14 protein-coding genes are annotated in these 17333 nt (G+C 47.6%); all 14 read right to left on the bottom strand.

Annotated features, from left to right (window positions below):
• Positions 1–326: 326 nt before the first annotated feature.
• The 14 genes from NZD89_RS06515 to NZD89_RS06450 all read right to left on the bottom strand — a co-directional run bounded on the left by NZD89_RS06515 (position 327) and on the right by NZD89_RS06450 (position 17223).
• Positions 327–881, bottom strand: a complete 555-nt coding sequence (locus NZD89_RS06515) for an NUDIX domain-containing protein (RefSeq protein ID WP_268006936.1) — start codon at positions 879–881, stop codon at positions 327–329.
• Positions 882–1443: 562 nt separating this feature from the next.
• Positions 1444–1647: a hypothetical protein gene (locus NZD89_RS06510; protein ID WP_268006935.1), complete on the bottom strand. Its 204-nt coding sequence runs from the start codon at positions 1645–1647 to the stop codon at positions 1444–1446.
• Positions 1648–1687: 40 nt separating this feature from the next.
• A complete protein-coding gene (locus NZD89_RS06505; RefSeq protein ID WP_268006934.1) occupies positions 1688–3100 on the bottom strand; it encodes an MFS transporter in 1413 nt (470 codons plus the stop codon).
• A gap of 254 nt (positions 3101–3354) precedes the next feature.
• Positions 3355–4743 (bottom strand): hypothetical protein, encoded by a 1389-nt coding sequence (locus NZD89_RS06500; protein ID WP_268006933.1) that lies wholly within the window; start codon positions 4741–4743, stop codon positions 3355–3357.
• Positions 4744–4994: 251 nt separating this feature from the next.
• Positions 4995–6017, bottom strand: coding sequence for a zinc-dependent alcohol dehydrogenase family protein (locus tag NZD89_RS06495; protein ID WP_268006932.1), 1023 nt, complete (start codon positions 6015–6017; stop codon positions 4995–4997).
• Positions 6014–8596, bottom strand: coding sequence for a glycoside hydrolase family 2 protein (locus NZD89_RS06490; RefSeq protein ID WP_268006931.1), 2583 nt, complete (start codon positions 8594–8596; stop codon positions 6014–6016). Before NZD89_RS06490 ends, NZD89_RS06495 begins: the two co-directional genes overlap by 4 nt.
• A gap of 90 nt (positions 8597–8686) precedes the next feature.
• Complete coding sequence (locus tag NZD89_RS06485; RefSeq protein ID WP_268006930.1) at positions 8687–9667, bottom strand: type I phosphomannose isomerase catalytic subunit; 981 nt, start codon at positions 9665–9667, stop codon at positions 8687–8689.
• 12 nt (positions 9668–9679) lie between these two features.
• Positions 9680–10744, bottom strand: coding sequence for a BtaManbiosPhlase (locus NZD89_RS06480; protein ID WP_268006929.1), 1065 nt, complete (start codon positions 10742–10744; stop codon positions 9680–9682).
• Between the two features lie 103 nt (positions 10745–10847).
• Entirely contained in the window at positions 10848–11804 is a 957-nt protein-coding gene (locus NZD89_RS06475) for a glycoside hydrolase family 130 protein (protein WP_268006928.1), read from the bottom strand.
• 11 nt (positions 11805–11815) lie between these two features.
• The gene (locus NZD89_RS06470; protein WP_268006927.1) at positions 11816–12751 is read right to left on the bottom strand and encodes an ROK family protein; all 936 of its coding nucleotides are present in this window, start codon (positions 12749–12751) and stop codon (positions 11816–11818) included.
• 61 nt (positions 12752–12812) lie between these two features.
• A complete protein-coding gene (locus tag NZD89_RS06465) occupies positions 12813–13700 on the bottom strand; it encodes a carbohydrate ABC transporter permease (RefSeq protein ID WP_326492912.1) in 888 nt (295 codons plus the stop codon).
• Positions 13697–14608 carry a carbohydrate ABC transporter permease gene (locus tag NZD89_RS06460; RefSeq protein WP_268006926.1) on the bottom strand — a complete coding sequence of 304 codons (912 nt, stop codon included), beginning with the start codon at positions 14606–14608 and terminating at the stop codon, positions 13697–13699. Before NZD89_RS06460 ends, NZD89_RS06465 begins: the two co-directional genes overlap by 4 nt.
• 86 nt (positions 14609–14694) lie before the next feature.
• The gene (locus tag NZD89_RS06455; protein WP_268006925.1) at positions 14695–15972 is read right to left on the bottom strand and encodes an ABC transporter substrate-binding protein; all 1278 of its coding nucleotides are present in this window, start codon (positions 15970–15972) and stop codon (positions 14695–14697) included.
• 120 nt (positions 15973–16092) lie between these two features.
• Positions 16093–17223 (bottom strand): ROK family protein, encoded by a 1131-nt coding sequence (locus NZD89_RS06450; RefSeq protein WP_268006924.1) that lies wholly within the window; start codon positions 17221–17223, stop codon positions 16093–16095.
• Between the last annotated feature and the right edge of the window lie 110 nt (positions 17224–17333).

Below are 17333 nucleotides of genomic sequence, written 5' to 3'. Positions count from 1 at the left end.
CATAAACCTTCCTTAATCCCTAAAAGAGTAGGCACTCCTGCTTAGGCGTGACAAAAGGCAAGGCGCCACCTAGGAGCATACATTCTGATTCTTAATTATAACCTTATCATATTCTATTGAAGCTGGTAAAAAAGTGAGAAGTCCATCTACGACCTAGAAACACAGCAAACCAAGGCAGTTTAACTACCGTGGCGTTCACCGAGACAGGATTTCACTTAGATGTATGTTTATGTAGTTGCTAGTCTCCGAACTGATGGGATTCACGACAGAGCTCGAGAAGACACCACGAAATCACGATACCCAGTGCCAGTTCACCATCGTGACAGCTATCTTAGTACTCCTTGACGTCTCAAGTACTCAGCGGCACGGAGAATACCAACAACAGAAACCGAATCTTTGATCTCTGCGGACAAGCACATATCCACTGCGTCCTGTAAAGGCACTTTCCGCATAGACAATTCTTCCGTCTCTTCTAATTGACACCCTCCATAAGACAAGTCTCTTGCTAGAAAGAGATGCCCCACTTGCGTCGAAATCCCGCCACTTAAGTAAAAAGTTCCAAGTGGTGTCCAGGTTGCCGCTGTAATGCCCGTTTCTTCTAGGAGCTCTCGTTTGGCACCGTCTAACGGGTCTTCCTCGCGAAACTGGCCACTTGGAATCTGAGGAGTAATGGAGTTGAAGGGGAAGATGAATTCGTCCAGTAACACGACATTTAAGTCTTCATCTATCGCAACCGTGCCTGCATTGTTGCCGGCGTCGATCACCCCGTAAATGCCTGCATGACCATCCGGTTTAATCACCTGATGCTCAATCACCTGAATCCAAGGATTTTGATATTTGACTTGTGAATGCGTAATGGTCCAATTTGATCTCTTCTCCATCAAAGCCACCCCCTACTCATTGTAATTCTACCGCAGCACATGATAAAGCTGCTTGGGGCAATACACTATTTTTGGCGAAGGGCTGTCAGTCGAAGTCACGTCATTTCTTTTTTCTCTGAAACAAGTTCGACAGGTGTTCTAATTGGCTAACGGTTGACCCTGTAGTTGAATCCCAATACGGTGGGAACATCGTAATGACCGTATGGCAGTTCGAACATTTCACGGAAAAGAGTTCAGTCGGGGCGTTCTGAACAGCTACACTTTCCATTTCAAACGGACACGTTAAGTGGGCTTCGTGATCGGGCACTAATATTGATTGGATTTGCAGGTGGATTCCGAAGATCCGAGCTTGTGGCACTCGATGTCGATGACGTTCAATTTGCTAGAGAGGGAACTGGTTATCCTGATACGTCGAAGCAAAACTGACCAAACCGGAGAAAGTCGGAAAGTGGCTATCCCTTATGGGACTCTATCGGGATCGATCCAACTCAGTACTCTAGGCACAGCTTACGAGCAGGCTTTGCGACATCGTCCGCGGCTGCAGGGGCGAGTGAGCGAGATATCATGCGGCAAACTGGTCATAGAAGTGTTGCATCCTGCTGATCTTGCGGTTTGACGTAGTAAAGCCAAAGCCGTTGCCCCATGTATCCAACTCCTGTTTTTCGGGGAATTGGATACTGAATTCTACGCTGATGCGAATCGTGCGCAGATCATTCAACACGGTGAACAATTCCCCGTTTGTTCGGTCCAGTTCTGCAACGCACACCGCCCAAAATCTCGAAATGGAAGTGTAACAGATACTGCTTCTATGCATTTCTTCGTGTTCTTTGTACCACAGCCATTTGCGTGCTCGGGCGTTGTTCGTGCTTGCTTTCGATTGATTTATTCGCAGGTTCAGGAAGAATCAAGGTTAACAGCATTCCAAGCATTGAAAATGCAAAGGTAATGATAAACGTTCCGTTGAGTCCTAAAGTCTTCGTAAGCAACGGGAACACAAATACCCCTATAAATGCACCTATTTTTGCGATCCCTGCAGAAAATCCATGACCAGTGGTCCGTACACTTACTGGAAACAACTCCGACGGTAGGATAAACGTCGTGGTATTTGGACCAAACTCGGCGAAAAAGTAGCTCATGCCATAAAGCACGAGGAATGGAACGAGCGTCGATGTGATTCCTGGGATAATCCCCATGGCAAGGAACGCAAGCCCCATAACCAAAAATCCGATAAGTTGAAGACGCTTATGACCGATTTTATCGATCTTGCTGACTGCCAAAGCATATCCCGGCACCGCTGCAATCAAGAAAATGATGAGGGTCCATGCTTCCGTTTGAATTAGACTTGCGTGCGGCGACACCATCTTCATAATAAGTGGAGTTGAAATAGAGTTGCCATAATACGCATAGTCAAATGCAAACCATGTGCCCGCTGTGCCCAGCAGCGTAATCATCATCTTGCGATTCGTGATGAACTCGATAAAACGCATCCGATTTCCCTGTACTGCACCGGACTCTGTGCCTGTGAACTCTACCTGATTCTTCGTGTATGTTTGCAAATCCTCAATGGCGTTTTGTGTTTGTCCGAGTACCTGGGTTTTGTAACGTGGAGATTCCGGCATTTTGCGTCGTGCATAAATCACACTCAGCGCAGGCAGCGCACCTAACCCCAACATAATCCTCCATGCCAAATCATGATTAATACCGCTGGCGAGTAACGTGATAGCAACGATTGGACCGGCGACTAATCCTAAAGCCTGCATGGAAAAGACCATTCCTACCAATTTCCCACGATCTTTTATATTCGCATATTCACTCATTAGCACGGCGCTAATAGGATAATCTCCGCCAATGCCTAACCCTAAAATGAACCTAAAAGCAATGAGCCAAAATATATTAGGCGAGAACGCCGTGAGCACTGCACCTACGGACATGATGATGGCTACCAATCCATACAGGGTCTTTCTTCCCAAAACATCCGCTAGTCGCCCAAAGATAAACGCCCCAAAAAAATTGGCAATTAAAGTCGTACTTCCAACAAGCCCGACCATAGTTTGGTCGAGGTGCCATTGTTGTTTAATCAACACTAGAGCGGCACCAATTATAAACAAGTCGTACGCATCCGTGAAAAATCCCAAACCTGAAATCAAAACGGCACGGAGATGGAACAAGCTTAACGGAGCTTCATCTAGCGCGTTTAAAACCTTGTTGTTATCTTCCACAGTTTAGTTCCCCTCCACAAGGACCAATTAAAAACAAATGAATATTAACAGGTCGTTGTGAAGGTTTTATTAAGATATCGTTAATCATCTGCGATGTTTTCCGTATTTTGTTGATTGGACTATACAAGCATAATGAAAGGGGTACATCTCGGCCTACTGCCCTACCGTCTCCTAAAGGGGACTAGGTTTCCCCGTACCGAGTCTTTCAGCCGTACTACTATTCGAATCAAAATGACCATTACTAAACGAGAGTTCTAAACACACACTTCAAGTTGTACAAACGTTACACTATCTGCCTTAAGAGATAGTTGGACAGCTCCAGTTACTTTCTTGTGCAAATAAACACCGCCCAGGGTTACAACGTTGACAGGGCGCGTTCCAACGTGAACCGTAACATCTAAGTCATGTTGATACGGGTTGTAATACATCTTTGTCGGCTTCACGTTATGGGTTAAGAAGTCTGTTTTCGTCACATCTAGTTCCAAGACATATGAATCGGATGTAGGTCGGATAATTTCGCCCCACCACAACGTATATGCGCCACCATATACAGATTTCTGGCCGTGGAAATCTCCCGTTGCATACGGCGAGTGTCCATCCCGCTCATGATGTAAGGCCTCGTATGGAACCAAATGAGATAAATCAGGGCGGCCCTGTGCTTCCTTGCTATGAAAGTTGCCATAAAACAAACGTGCATTTATGGCAGCATGGAGCAGATATCTACCGATCCTCTTAGCAAATCTTGCATCATAACGTGCCACGGGCAGAAGATACGGAACTAAAACAAATGTCTCGAAGCTGTAGGCCATGGAGGAAGCCTCTTCCCGACTGTGTCCTCGCCATCCGCGCATCAAACCGTCGATAGCAGCGTTGCCCCATGTGCCCTCATGAAGACTTCCGAATTCCGGGTCGAGAGCAAATTGAACAACCTTATCTAAGGGAAATGTCGCTCCGCCATCATTTAATTTGGCAGCTGCTAAACAAGCCATGGCACCACTGGGTATTTCATACCAAGGATTCACTTCAAATGAGGTGTAGTTTTGCATGGCCGCCCTCGCTTCGGACTGATACGCTTCTTCGCCAAAGAGCTCATACGCGAACTCCATTAGGTAGGCGTAGGCCCCTATGGTATCGGGTTGGCGAAAGGCATCCAATTTTGTCCACGGTTGGGCATTCTCGAAGTCGTAACCTTGGTCATTAAAGCTGTAGTTGTTTTGATGAGCGATTTGAATGAGACGATCCATACTGCTCCGAAGTCGATTAACTGCATTTTTATTATCCATGAGAGCTAGACGGGTAATCGTAGCAGCAAGCGCATTGACATGCATTAAATACCAATATTCTGATTTTTTATCCCCAACGCCATTCTGATATATGCCATAGTTTTCACTATAATAATCCTCCAAGGATGGAAGCAGTTCTTGTACGTCCTCGCCCCGAAGTAATTTTCCAACGATGATACCGCCGTACGTTATAAGCTCGCACCCCGATCCTTCTATAAATGCCGTGAAGTGGACGTGCCCATTGTCCGTTCGATGCATCACCTGATTCTTTTCATCAAAAACGTATCCTAAAAATTCATCCGCTTTACTCCGCCAATCGATGGGCTTAGAGTTCAGCATATTTTCTATCCAGTAAGACACAATAATTCACTCTTTTCTTATAATTTAAATTAAAAATACAATCTTCGGACCGGAGTCCTCCAGGAACGCCTCAAGCTGCATATGACCATCACCTAGGCTGTGCTGTGCGTAAGGCCGTTCCTTTCCACCCGTAATCGAGAAACTGATTCGCAGGCGGTTTAAACTCCAGTGGCAGATGTTTCGGTTTATTAGAAAAGAGATGGGTAATCACTATTACGCCTGAACAGTTTGTTAATCAGACTATCGCCCCCCTAGGTCAAGTGCAGAATACCTTTGGTGACTCTTAGGCTTGGGTAACTTGCCATCGCATCGGGTAACTCTTCTAATGAAAACCGATGCGAGATGGTGCGGGTCACGTCTACTTTCCCTTGTTGAACCAGCGCGATAGCGGCATTGTGAGTATGTGGATTTATAAACGATCCCTTGATCTGTAGTTCTTTTGAAAATATCTCGAACGGGTTAACAGTAATGTCTGTACTCGGATCAGCAACGCCAAACAGCAGGATTTGCCCACCCTTACCGGCCATGTGGATAGCGGTTTGCATCGTTTCCGCCCGTCCGACACATTCGATCACGATGTCAAAGCCGCCGCTCGCTTGTTCCTCCCTCACGGACATCAAGTCTGTGTCGACTGGTGAGTAGGCGCAAGTAGCTCCCAGCTCTACTGCGATGGCGTGTTTAGACTTGTCTAGTTCACTTACGACAATTGGGCTCGCACCGTACAAGTGTAGCAACTGGACCATGAGCAGCCCTATGTACCCACCTCCAATTACCACAGCCGACGCTCCTGGTTTAATGTCTAATTGCGCGATTCCGTGGAGGCAACAACCCAATGGTTCCATCATGGCACCCTGTTCAAACGTCAACATGGCAGGCAAAGAAAAGCAATTGGCTGCAGGCACAGTGACGTACTCTGCCATCCCCCCGTCTTGAGTTACGCCAACGGCTTTTAGATGATCACACAGATGCATCCTACCTCCGCGGCAATGATTGCACCGTCCGCAGTAGATGTTGGGATCGACCGTGACTCTGTCGCCTATTGCAAAGGAAGTTACCTGTTCGCCGACGGCAGAAATCTCGCCGGCCAATTCATGGCCCAACACACGTGGTGCAACGACTGAAGCAGATCCTGGTTTCCCATGGTAAATGTGTTGGTCGGTTCCGCAAATACCGCAGACCATAACTCGGACAATAACTTCCGATGGACTTGGTTTTGGAACCGGTCTTTCCTCAATACGGATGGTTCCTATGCCCTGAAACTCAGCCACTTTCATGCTCTAGAACCTCCGTTCTCAATAAACGAGACAGTTGCCTCGGGTGCATTCATCGCACTCACTCTTAGAGAGGAAAGGTCGATAGTGTCCCCATCCAGATGCCCAAGCTGCACCACTTTCGTTTCACCTGCAACGAGATCGAAGAAGTTATCACTCCATGAAATGTTAGGCTGTTGTACATCGATATTGACCATTCGAGCGTGTTGGTCCGTGGAAACCGACACGGTGCATGCATCTGTATCTACCGTGACACGGAGGCCTGCTCGAGTCATCTGGAGGTCTTTTTGATCCCGGAAATAGTACAGGTTGTCGTAGGCTTGTTCTTCTACGGAATGTAGTCGAAGAACTGCTTGGCGCGGGTCCACTCCCTGTAACACTTCCATTTCAGTGAGATTAGCTACAAGGACCTTGCCATTCTCCTTGACGGCCACTTTATGCTCCTCCGACCAGACAACGTTTCCGGAAAAGTCCAGTACCTCCATCCGCAGTACATCTCTGTAGTTCGACAGGGTGTCATTGACGACCCAAACCTCAATCCCTCCGCTCCCGTCTAGTTGTGCAGACAACAAAATGGGGGCGAAAAATCGCTTGGCGTAAAAATACGATGCTTTCGGCAATAAGTGATAATCAATTACTGCCCAACTCGTCCCCGGCCAGCAGTCATTCAGTTGCCAAAACAGCGCACCACTCGACTGAAACTTCCTCCTTCGGTAGTGCTCAATCCCGTATTTAAGACCCTCGGCCTGTGTGAGCATCGAATAATTTAGGTACTCATTCAGTTCTGTCGGTATTCCTGTATAACCTTCCATTAAAAGGATCCCTTTTTGATGATGATAGTCCTTGTTTCGATAGGAGAACTCATCACTGCCCCAGACGAACTGACCTTCAGGAATCCAACGCTCTAAGGTATAGCGGTTTGATGCTGCATGCATCCCGAACTCACTGACAAACGTGGATAAACAGGAGGCAAAGTTCTTGAACGATACTCCTTCCACACTGTAGTTAATCTGCTCAGGTTCGCCAAACTTTCGTGGATAGACGTGGCCATGCCAAACCTGCCAGTTATGCCTGTCCCCTACATCCGCCGCGTTGTGGTCATTGCCGCCAAAGGGGGAACTTGGCCAGTACAATCTCGTTGGATCCAGTTGTTGCAGTAGTGTCGGCATCATTTCGTGGTAGATCTTCTCACCGTAAAACGGCGTGTGAATCGTCCCGCTCGATTTCATAGACTCGTAAATCCAGTCGTTTTCGTTGTTGCCGCACCAGAGAGCCATACAAGCGTGGTTTCGCAGACTTTTCACCACATGGATAATCTCTCGCTCAACATTTTCCATGAAGTTCTTGTTAAAGTCAGGATACATCGCGCAGGCAAACATAAAATCTTGCCAGACGAGAATCCCCTCTCGATCACACGCTTCATAGAAGACCGGTTTCTCGTATATGCCACCACCCCACACGCGTAGCATATTCATGCCCGCTTCTCTCGACAAAGAAACCAAGTGCTCATAACGCGAATCCGGTGCAGCTCCAATGAAGCTGTCAACTGGGATCCAGTCCGCACCTTTGGCGAAGATTTCTACACCATTTAACACGAACGTAAACACGTTGCTGCCGTCATCCGCAGTTTGTTTCACTTCTACAGTACGAATGCCGTATGAACACTCATATCGGTCGACCGCCTCTCCGTCGGCATAGAGATCGAGGGACAAATGGTAGAGATGGGGATTTCCCAAATCGCTCGTCCACCAAAGCTTTGGGTTCGGAATGGTTAACACAGCGGTGCCGTTGCCGTCATCCAACTTGGCTTCTGCCTCAACAACGGTATTCTCATCCGAGAAGACAAGGCGGGCGCTCAATGTATGAGTTGGGATCCCAGAAGAGGAGCCCCCATATGTCTGTGGTCTATCCCGGAATATGCTCGCAAAAAGGTCTACCTCGACGACAGCTTCCGTAGCGGAAATCGATTCAGTTCGCGCAAAAACACTATCCCATTTAGCAATCTTTCTCTTCTCCAGATGAACTGCTTGCCAAATTCCCACCGTAACCAGTCTTGGACCCCAGTCCCATCCGAAGTTCATTTGCGCCTTTCTAACCCACATGCGTTCTTTGCTGAATCCGGACCAGTAACTCTGTTCTTTGTTCTTAACGTGTTTTGAAATGGGATCAAAGCGTACGGCAACAATGTTCTTCCCGTGGACCAGCTCGCGTGTTACATCCAATGTCACGGGCACAAACATGTTGTCGGAAAAGGCAAGCTCTACGCCGTTCAAATAAATGGTCGCAAAGGTATCGAGGCCTTCAAATGTCAATTCCATGCGCTCTCCGGTTTCCAAAACTTCGTCCCAGTGGAACTCGGCCCTATACCACCAAACTTTATCTTCTACCCAGCGGCACTTCTGATCGTTGTGCCCAAAAAACGGATGTTCTATGATTCCCTTTTCAATCAGGGTTGAGTGTATATCCCCGGGTACCTTCGCTGTCATCCAGAAGTGGTCAATATAATCCGGACGCGCTACGACGAGGTCTCGCTCCTGTCCTTCATCAAACGATTGTATCTTCCAATTGGAGATAGTCCCCACCGTTTCACGACTCCTTTGCTGAATTCGTTTTCATATCGGTCGACTTACAATCAAAGAATGAGGTGGTCTCATGAGACCACCTGTCTGTGATTAGTAATAGGTACGAATGACCTTCATTCCGTTTTCGGTCTTCAATTCGTACTCGTTCAGAGTGGTCGGGATCAAAAGTGTATCCCCTCGCTGAAGCGAAATGGATTCCCCATCTGTCCATTGCAATATCCCACTACCTTCAGCGACAATCAGGACATCCGGGTTGCCGTGATTACCAGGTGAAAGGGTATACGCCTGGGCCCGAATTGCGATGGACTCCATCACAAAGTACGGGCACGTAACCAACTGCTTGTGTTCGAGTACATCTGTCTTGCAAACCAGTGTAGGTTCAACTAGTGTGCTATCTTGGTGATCGTTGTCGAATATCAGTACATCCGCAGCTTTACCGACATGCAATTCCCGCGGACTACCGTTCGGGTCAACTCTATCCCAGTCGTAAACGCGGTAAGTGACATCCGAGGTTTGCTGAACTTCAATCACTGTTGTACCCGCCAATAGTGCATGCAACGTCTGCGCAGGTACAAAGACTACATCACCTGGTTTGATGGATCGAAATCGGAGGTAGTCTTTGACACGTTTCTCCGAGACCGCCGCTAGGTACTCTTCTTTTGACGCGAAGTTGTGCCCATAGTTGACTTTGCCTTCTTCAAGGCAGTCCAGTACATACCAGGCTTCGGTTTTGCCAAAGTCGTTTTCATATGCTTGCGCATACTCGTCATTCGGGTGAATCTGAACCGACAAATCAGCGTTTGCTTCCAGAAACTTGATGAGCAATGGAAACCGCGGTTGCGGTGATTTCCCCAAATAAACTTCCGGATACTCTGTGCATAGTTCGATTAATGACTTTCCGACCAGTTCACCGTTCATCACGATACTCGTCCCGTTCGGGTGGCCAGACAGTACCCAATACTCCCCAACCGGAGCTTCTCTTTCTTCTTTAAACCAAGGCTTCAGTTGATGACCGCCCCAGATTCGTTCCATAGGGACTGGAGCAAACTTGACCGGATAAAACTTTTCCATCTTCCAGCCACCTTAATTCTCAAGATACGTCAACGACGCTAAAATCTCATGCAAACTCAACTCTGCACAAGCCATCGATGTATCCGCTACACCGTAATAGATTTTTACGATATCACCATCTACCAAAGCACCGCATGAAAACACAACGTTGCCAAAGAATCCTTCTACCTCGTAACTCGCTTCCGGTGCGAGAATCGGTTGGTTCGTCCGTGCGAGAACCTTACTCGGATCTTCTAAATCAAGCAACACCGCTCCCATACAGTATCGGTGGCTTTCATCTGCCGCATGATACAACTCAAGCCAACCCTTTTCGGTTTTAAAGGGCGCAGCTCCGGCCCCTAGTCGTCCGTTGTCCCAATGGTTCGGTCGAAGTCCCATCAGATAACGATGGTTCCCCCAGTAGCGTAAATTATCCGACTCTGCGATCCAAATTTCCGGTGCTCCTGTGCTCTTGGGAACTGGTCTATGTAGCACGTAATACTTCCCGTTAATTTTCTCTGGAAACAGCACTACGTCTTTGTTTTCCGGAGCAAGCATCATCCCGTGATGTTCCACGTGAACAAAGTCTTTTGTTGAAGCAAATCCAGTGCCGACCCCAACCGGAGATACCTCACTAAACGAAATGTAGTACGTATCTTCGATTCTTGCAATGCGTGGATCTTCAATACCAAACGTTTCAAGACTTGTTTTTGGGAACAAGAATGGTTTGTCATCGACCGTGAAACGATGTCCATCTTTACTCCGCGCAATTCGGAAATAGGAAAGTGAGGTCAGGTAGACGAAAGAATCTTGACCTGCCAACTTGATGGCTCTTGGATCCGAGAAATCGTATGTTTTATCTTCGCGATGGAATGACAACACTTTAAGCTCACCGGTTTTATGATTCAAGACAGGTGCTTTGATGATGTTGGGATCATCACTTACGGGCCGCTCTGCGACACGCAACAACATAATGATTTCATCATTGAACTGGGTTACGCCTGCGTTAAACGCACCAATGACTTCATAATCAAAGCGGTGTGGTTTTACATCGGCGGGTGTGAGTAACGGATTTTCTTCATATCTGTAAACGTTCATTAGATATCCTCCTAGAGACTTACAATTGCAACAATAGCCTCGTATGGCAGCAGGGTAAGCGAGTCTTCCGACTTGATATCAGTCCGTTGATTCGACAATAAAATTAGGAACGATACGTTGCGACACCAATCTTTGAATCTGCCATGCCATAATAGAGATAATTCGTACCTTTGTAATCCACCAACCCCTCCACGAAGACCACATTATCCACTTGTCCAATGATCTCATCACGGGAACCTGGGACAAAGAACGGTTCAGTGGTGCGATGAAGCACTTTGGTTGGATCCTCTTTAGACAACAACACTTGGCCTGCTGAGTAGCGAAGTTTGCCGACCGACGGATCGTCCGGCTCTGTAATAGTTCTAGCCGCGTTGTAAATGAGGACAATTCCTTCGTCCGTCAAGATGGGCGCCGGACCTGGTTCAATTAAGGCACTATCAAACGCCGCTGGATCGGATGAAGGCGTAAAGACTGGCTCTAGTTCTGGGGTCCAGTGAATCAAATCTTCCGAATAAGCGATCCAGATGTTTGTATCGCCGAAGTACATCACGTACTTCCCATTGATGGGTTGCGGCAGAATGGCACCAGATTTGGACCAGACTTTGTCAGAGCCCTCCGTCCACTCAGGGAATAGAACGCCATGTTTTTCCCATGTATAGAGGTCCTTAGACGTCGCCAGACACAGCACCGCACTCGATCCGTTAAAGCCCGAGTATGTGAGATAGTATGTATCTCCTACCTGAGTCACCCGAGGATCTTCGCAGCCACCAGGCAATTCGTACGGTTCTGTAGGAACTAATACCGGTTCCGGATGTCTCTCGAAGTGCATCCCATCCTCACTGATGGCTAGCCCAATCCGTGAAGTACCATTCCATTCACCGGCACCAGTATGGTCTTCGGCGCGATACAACATGTACACTTTTCCATCTTTTTCGATAGCGGTCGGGTTGAACAAGTCTTTCGATTCCCACGTGTCACCTTGCGGTCCTAGAATCGGGTTATGCTCATATTTTTCGAAGGGTCCAATGGGAAATGTAAGCTGCGATATGATTGATTTCATACATACTCTCCTTAAATCAGCGATTTTGTTTTCTTGAGCTCAGCTAGTTGTGCCAACGGCAATGCCGCTCCACCCAACAGCCCTGAGTTGAGTCCGAGTTCCGCAGGCATGATTTCCACCATCGCTGCAGGCGCCGGAAATGCTAATTCCCGAACGGCGTGCCTCAGAGGTTCAAACATCGCGTCGCCAATCCTAGATACGCCGCCACCGATAACAATTCTGGACGAATTAAATACGTTCACGATACTAACAATACCCATGCCAAGGTAGTGCATCGCTTCATCTAATATGGCTTTAGCTTCTAAGCTCCCGTTTTCCGCCATGATCGCAACATCCTTCGCGCTCATGGGGCGTTGAAACACCTGCTCCGCCTTCCGCGCAATCGCAGTTCCAGAAGCGACTGCTTCTAAGCACCCACGATTGCCGCAATCGCATAAACGGCCGTTCGTGTCGACGACGGTATGTCCAACTTCTCCTGCATATCCACCGGCTCCACCGTAAAGCCGGCCATTGAGAATGAGTCCGGCTCCAACACCAGTGCTCACAGTGATGTAAACCATATCTTCCACACCACGCCCAGCACCGAATCGATGTTCGGCAAGCGCCGCTACATTTGCATCATTTTCCAAAAATGTAGGAAGACCACATTTCGCTTCGATTATCTGTCGCAAAGGAATGTTGTCCCATCCCGGCAGATTAGGCGGAGATAAAACGACCCCAGTAACCGGATTTAACGGCCCTGGCGCACCGATGCCAATCCCACAAATTTCCTTACGTTCTACGGAGCCCGCCACTTCATCGATAGAGCGAATCAGTTGATCGATGACAGCGTCCGGCCCTTGTTGCGCTGCCGTCGGGCATTCTACCGTTTTGTATATAACACCTGATTCATCAACAAGTCCTGTGAGGATTTTCGTTCCACCTAAGTCAACGCCTATGCTGTACACACTCGATCCCCCTGAATTTAGAGCTGCCTGCCATACCTAATAATCCTGGTCTAGGCCCACATTATCCTTTGGATCCCGTCATTGTGATGCCCTCGATAAAATAACGCTGTGCCGAAAAGAAGATGATGAGCATCGGTAAGGCGACAACCACTGTGGCTGCCATAATAAGATTCCACTCGGTGTGATACGTCCCTTGAAATTGAGACAGTCCAAGTTGCAGCGTGTACTTACTCGGGTCATTCAAGTAAATCAGGGGCGACAAGAAATCATTCCAAGCGCCTTGGAAGGAGAAAATGGCCACTGCGGTCAATGCTGGTTTAATCAGCGGCAGTACTACTTTGAAGAAAATACGTAGGCTACCGGCACCGTCGATCGTGGCAGCTTCTTCAAGTTCTATTGGAATGGTCATGAAAAACTGACGAAGCAAGAACACGTAGAATGCCGATCCAAAGAAGGCAGGAACCGTTAATGGCAAAAACGTATTTAACCAGCCTAAGTCATGGAACATGATAAATTGAGGAACCAGTAGCACTTGACTCGGAATCATCATAGTGGCTAGCATGACCATGAACAAAATGCGGCGGCCTGGAAAGCGGAAACGTGCAAAACCGTACGCTACAAACGCACAAGACACGACGTTCCCAACCACATTCGCTGTAGCAATAATAATGGAGTTGAGTGCATAGCGGCCGAAAGGAAGCGTGGTTAAGGCTTTGGCAAAATTCCCCCACTCCCAGTGTTTCGGCAACCACACTGGAGGAAAGACAAAAATTTCGTCACTAGACTTCAGTGCGCTCAAGATCAGCCATGCAAACGGCACTAAAAAACAAATGGACGTCCCGATGAGAAGAAGGTAAATCACCAAGCGATTCAATCGAGATCGAACAACTGTATTGTGGCGGACTTTACGAGCGTGCGTCGTTTTGAGTACTTCAGACTGCGGTGTCACTCTTTTTCACCCCCGTAGTAAACCCACAAAGACGAACTTTTGAAGACCAGCAAAGTTAAAACTAGCACGATAAAAAACAGAACCCAAGCCAGCGCACAAGCATAACCCATATTCAGGTTCGAGAATCCCTGGATATAGATATTTAACGCATAAAATAATCCGGAGTTGCTGATTCCAGCCCCCTGCCCGCCGTAGCCAGACCCCATTACAAACGCTTGCGTAAAGTAACTAAACGCCCCGATGATGCCCATGACGAGATTGAAAAATAGAACTGGTGAAATCATAGGCAGGGTCACATGCCAAAATTTCTTCCAGGTCGATGCTCCATCAATGACTGCGGCCTCATAAAGGCTCATGGGAACATCTTGAAGTCCGGCCAAGAACGTGATCATCCAGGTTCCAACGCCCCAAATACTCATGACAATAAACGAGGGAACCGTCCATTGAGGGGTAACCAACCATTGCGGTTGAGGGAGATGCAAGAAAGCAAGAAAACGATTTAAAATCCCGTATTGGGGATTCAATATCCAGTTCCAGAGAATTGCTACGGCAACAGGTGGCAAGACGGCAGGAAGATAGTAAATGGTTCTAAACCACCGCATAAACCTAACCTTTTGGTTAAGCATCATCGCAAGCACGAGTGCTACAAGCAGGTCGAGCGGAACAGAAAAGATGGCGTAGTAGAACGTTACATAGAGAGATTGCCAAAAATCGTGATCCTGAAAGAGGTGAGCGTAGTTTTGAAAGCCGATAAACTTTGGTGAGTCCAACAAGTTATACTGTGTAAATCCAAAATACAGAGAAGCAATTAAAGGACCCAATGTTAAAGCGACGAAACCAATTAACCACGGGCTGATGTACGCGTAGCCTAGAATCGCTTCCCTCTGTTTCATTTTCAAACCTGTCACCCCCATTCCCCCAAACCAATTTTGACTTAGGGGAATACTTAGACACCAACTCGTTATGATTGTTTAAACATGGCTGAGCAATATGATTACTTCACAAGAGCAGATAGGTCAGTCTGAGTTTTTTGTGCGATTTGTTGAGGTGTTTCCTTGTCCAACAAAAGTGGTTCATACACATCGTTCGCGAGAACGTTCCAGTAGTTTTGCATCGCAGTTGGATCCGAAATGTTTCGGTACAAGCGCGCATACTTCATGGACTCCAAGATGGGTTGAATTCGATCAGCCGGAGTGTGTCCGCCCGGTGCATCGGAAACCGAAATTTGGCTCAGGTTTTGAGCGTATTGCTTGACAGGAGGAACAACCTTCCAGTGGTCGATACCATTTAGCAGTGCCATGTATGCCTGGAACACTGTATCTTTATCCACGTTGGTGTGGGCATTGATAGCCATGTCGTCGATGCCCAAGTCAGTTACTTCTTGTGTTCCCTTTGGCAAGACCGCAATTTTTGCCGTGAATCCCTGTGCATCGTAGTTTCCGTCTGCCGCACCGCCCATGAACATAGCGACCTTACCCTGACGGAACAGATCTTCGATATCAACGTTCGCCAATTCTGCCTGCGTTGGCACTAACTTCTCATTGATCAACGTATGCATCAATGTAAGAGCCTGGATGGTCTGCGGCGAATCAAATGTGCTTTGAGTCATATTTTGGTTCCACAGATGTCCTCCGAAAGACCAGATAAAGTCATAGACCGGCGGCCAACCATTTGCTAACAAGAAACCATACGTACCTGTCTTTTGTTTGATGACTTCGCAGTCTTTCAAGAAATCATTCCAGGTCCAGCCTGAAGTGGGTTCTGCAAGCCCTGCTTGTTGGAACAACTTCGGGTTATAGTACATGACCGTGGGTTGTCCAATCCACGGCAGAGCATAGTAAGAGCCCTTATACGTGTCGTTTGTCAATGTAACAGGGTAATAGTCACTCGTATTGGCAACTGGATTTTGGCTCTTGTATTTATTTAGATAAGGATCAAGGTTTAATAGCGCACCGTCATTTGCATACATCGGTGCTTCACCATCGTTCAAATAGAAGATATCCGGAGCGCTTCCTGCCGCCAATTCAGTCTTTAACTTTTGATCATAATTAGAAGGCACGTTCAACTCTTTAATTTGGAACTGATTCTTATGTTCTGCGTTGATTTGCTGAATGATCTTTTGGAGTTGTGCGTCTTCCTCAGCGCCACCCCAGGTGCCGAACGTAATGGTAACGGGACCTTTAGAGCTCGATCCGCCGCTACCTGAGCTACCGGTACTTGTTCCACACGCCGAAGTAGAAAGAAGAACTAAGCCAGACGCACCAACCATCATCCATTTGGATATCGCTTTCATTTTGCATCCCCCTTATTCTGTGAGTCACAAGCCTATAAAGTGTAAATAGAAATGGTGTTGTAGACGGAACACGCGTAGCGTGCCTGCGCCCACCCCCTCTCAGATTGTCTGGTATACGGTATTTTGAAAGACGATAGTCGCAGCTCCAATGGCTCCAGATAAGCCACCGAGTTTGGCACGGACAATTTGAATTCGCTGTGCAAAATCCGGCAGGATACGCTGTCGTGCCCTTTCAATGGCTTGTTCAAAGTACAAATCGCTACCTTCGACAACTTTCCCACCCAAAATGACTAGAGGTGGATTTAATGCATTGCATAAGTTCGCAACTGCAATGCCCAAGTATTGTCCTGCTTGAACCAGAGACTTGTGCAAGAATGGATGCTGTCCAATCCCATCTTGAAGCAATTGCTCCAGTCGTATATTTGTTCCTATTTCGCGGTATACCTCACGTTCAATGACGATGCCGGATGCAACTGCTTCCAAACAGCCATTTGAGCCGCAGTTGCACGGAGGGCCACTCGCATCGATCATCATGTGACCAATCTCGCCAGCTCCCCCTAGGAAGCCGCGGTAGATGTCATCGTTTACAATGATGCCGCCGCCAATCCCGACATCCACCATGATGTACACAAGATCATTTACGTCTTTGCCGGCACCGTACTTCAGTTCACCTAACGCGGCCGCATTCGCATCTTTCTCGATATAGCAGGAAACCTGAAACTCCTGAGTCAGCAGATCGCGAAGCGGAACGTTACGCCAACCGGGCATATTCGGGGGGGATATGATAATCCCCGCCTGATTATCGATGGGACCCGGCACAGAAACACCCATCCCGCGAATTTTCCAAAAAGTAGTTTTGGTATCGGACAGAACCTGGTCAATCAGTGTTCGAATCGACTGAACCGCCTTATATGGCCCATCTTCCACGTGATAAGGGATGGAATCCGAATGGACTAACGTTCCTTCAAAATCCGTCAAAACACAGACAATCTTTTCGACCTGTAGGTCTATTCCAATGAAATAGAACGCATCGGGGTTCAGACGGTATAAAACAGGCTTCCTGCCGCCTTGCGACTGTGCATACCCCATCCCGATGATGAGGTCGTCTGCCTGCATTTCTTCAATAAGGTTGGATACAGTTGCAAATGTAAGTTCTGCTTCCGAAGCAATGACCGCCTTGGTAAGCGGAGCCTTCTCCCGTAGAAGTTGCAGGATAGCCGTCTTATTCATGTGTTTCATACCCACGGCATTGGAACCTGTATATCCCACGCAATTCACCTACCTCTCTGCGCGGTGTCTTATATATCTCTCTATGTATCTATTCAAAATGTTTTTATTTC

Source organism: Alicyclobacillus fastidiosus (assembly GCF_026651875.1).
Classification (GTDB): domain Bacteria; phylum Bacillota; class Bacilli; order Alicyclobacillales; family Alicyclobacillaceae; genus Alicyclobacillus; species Alicyclobacillus fastidiosus.
The sequence above is the reverse complement of the archived record's forward strand: the minus strand, read 5'-3'. Positions and strand labels throughout refer to the sequence as shown.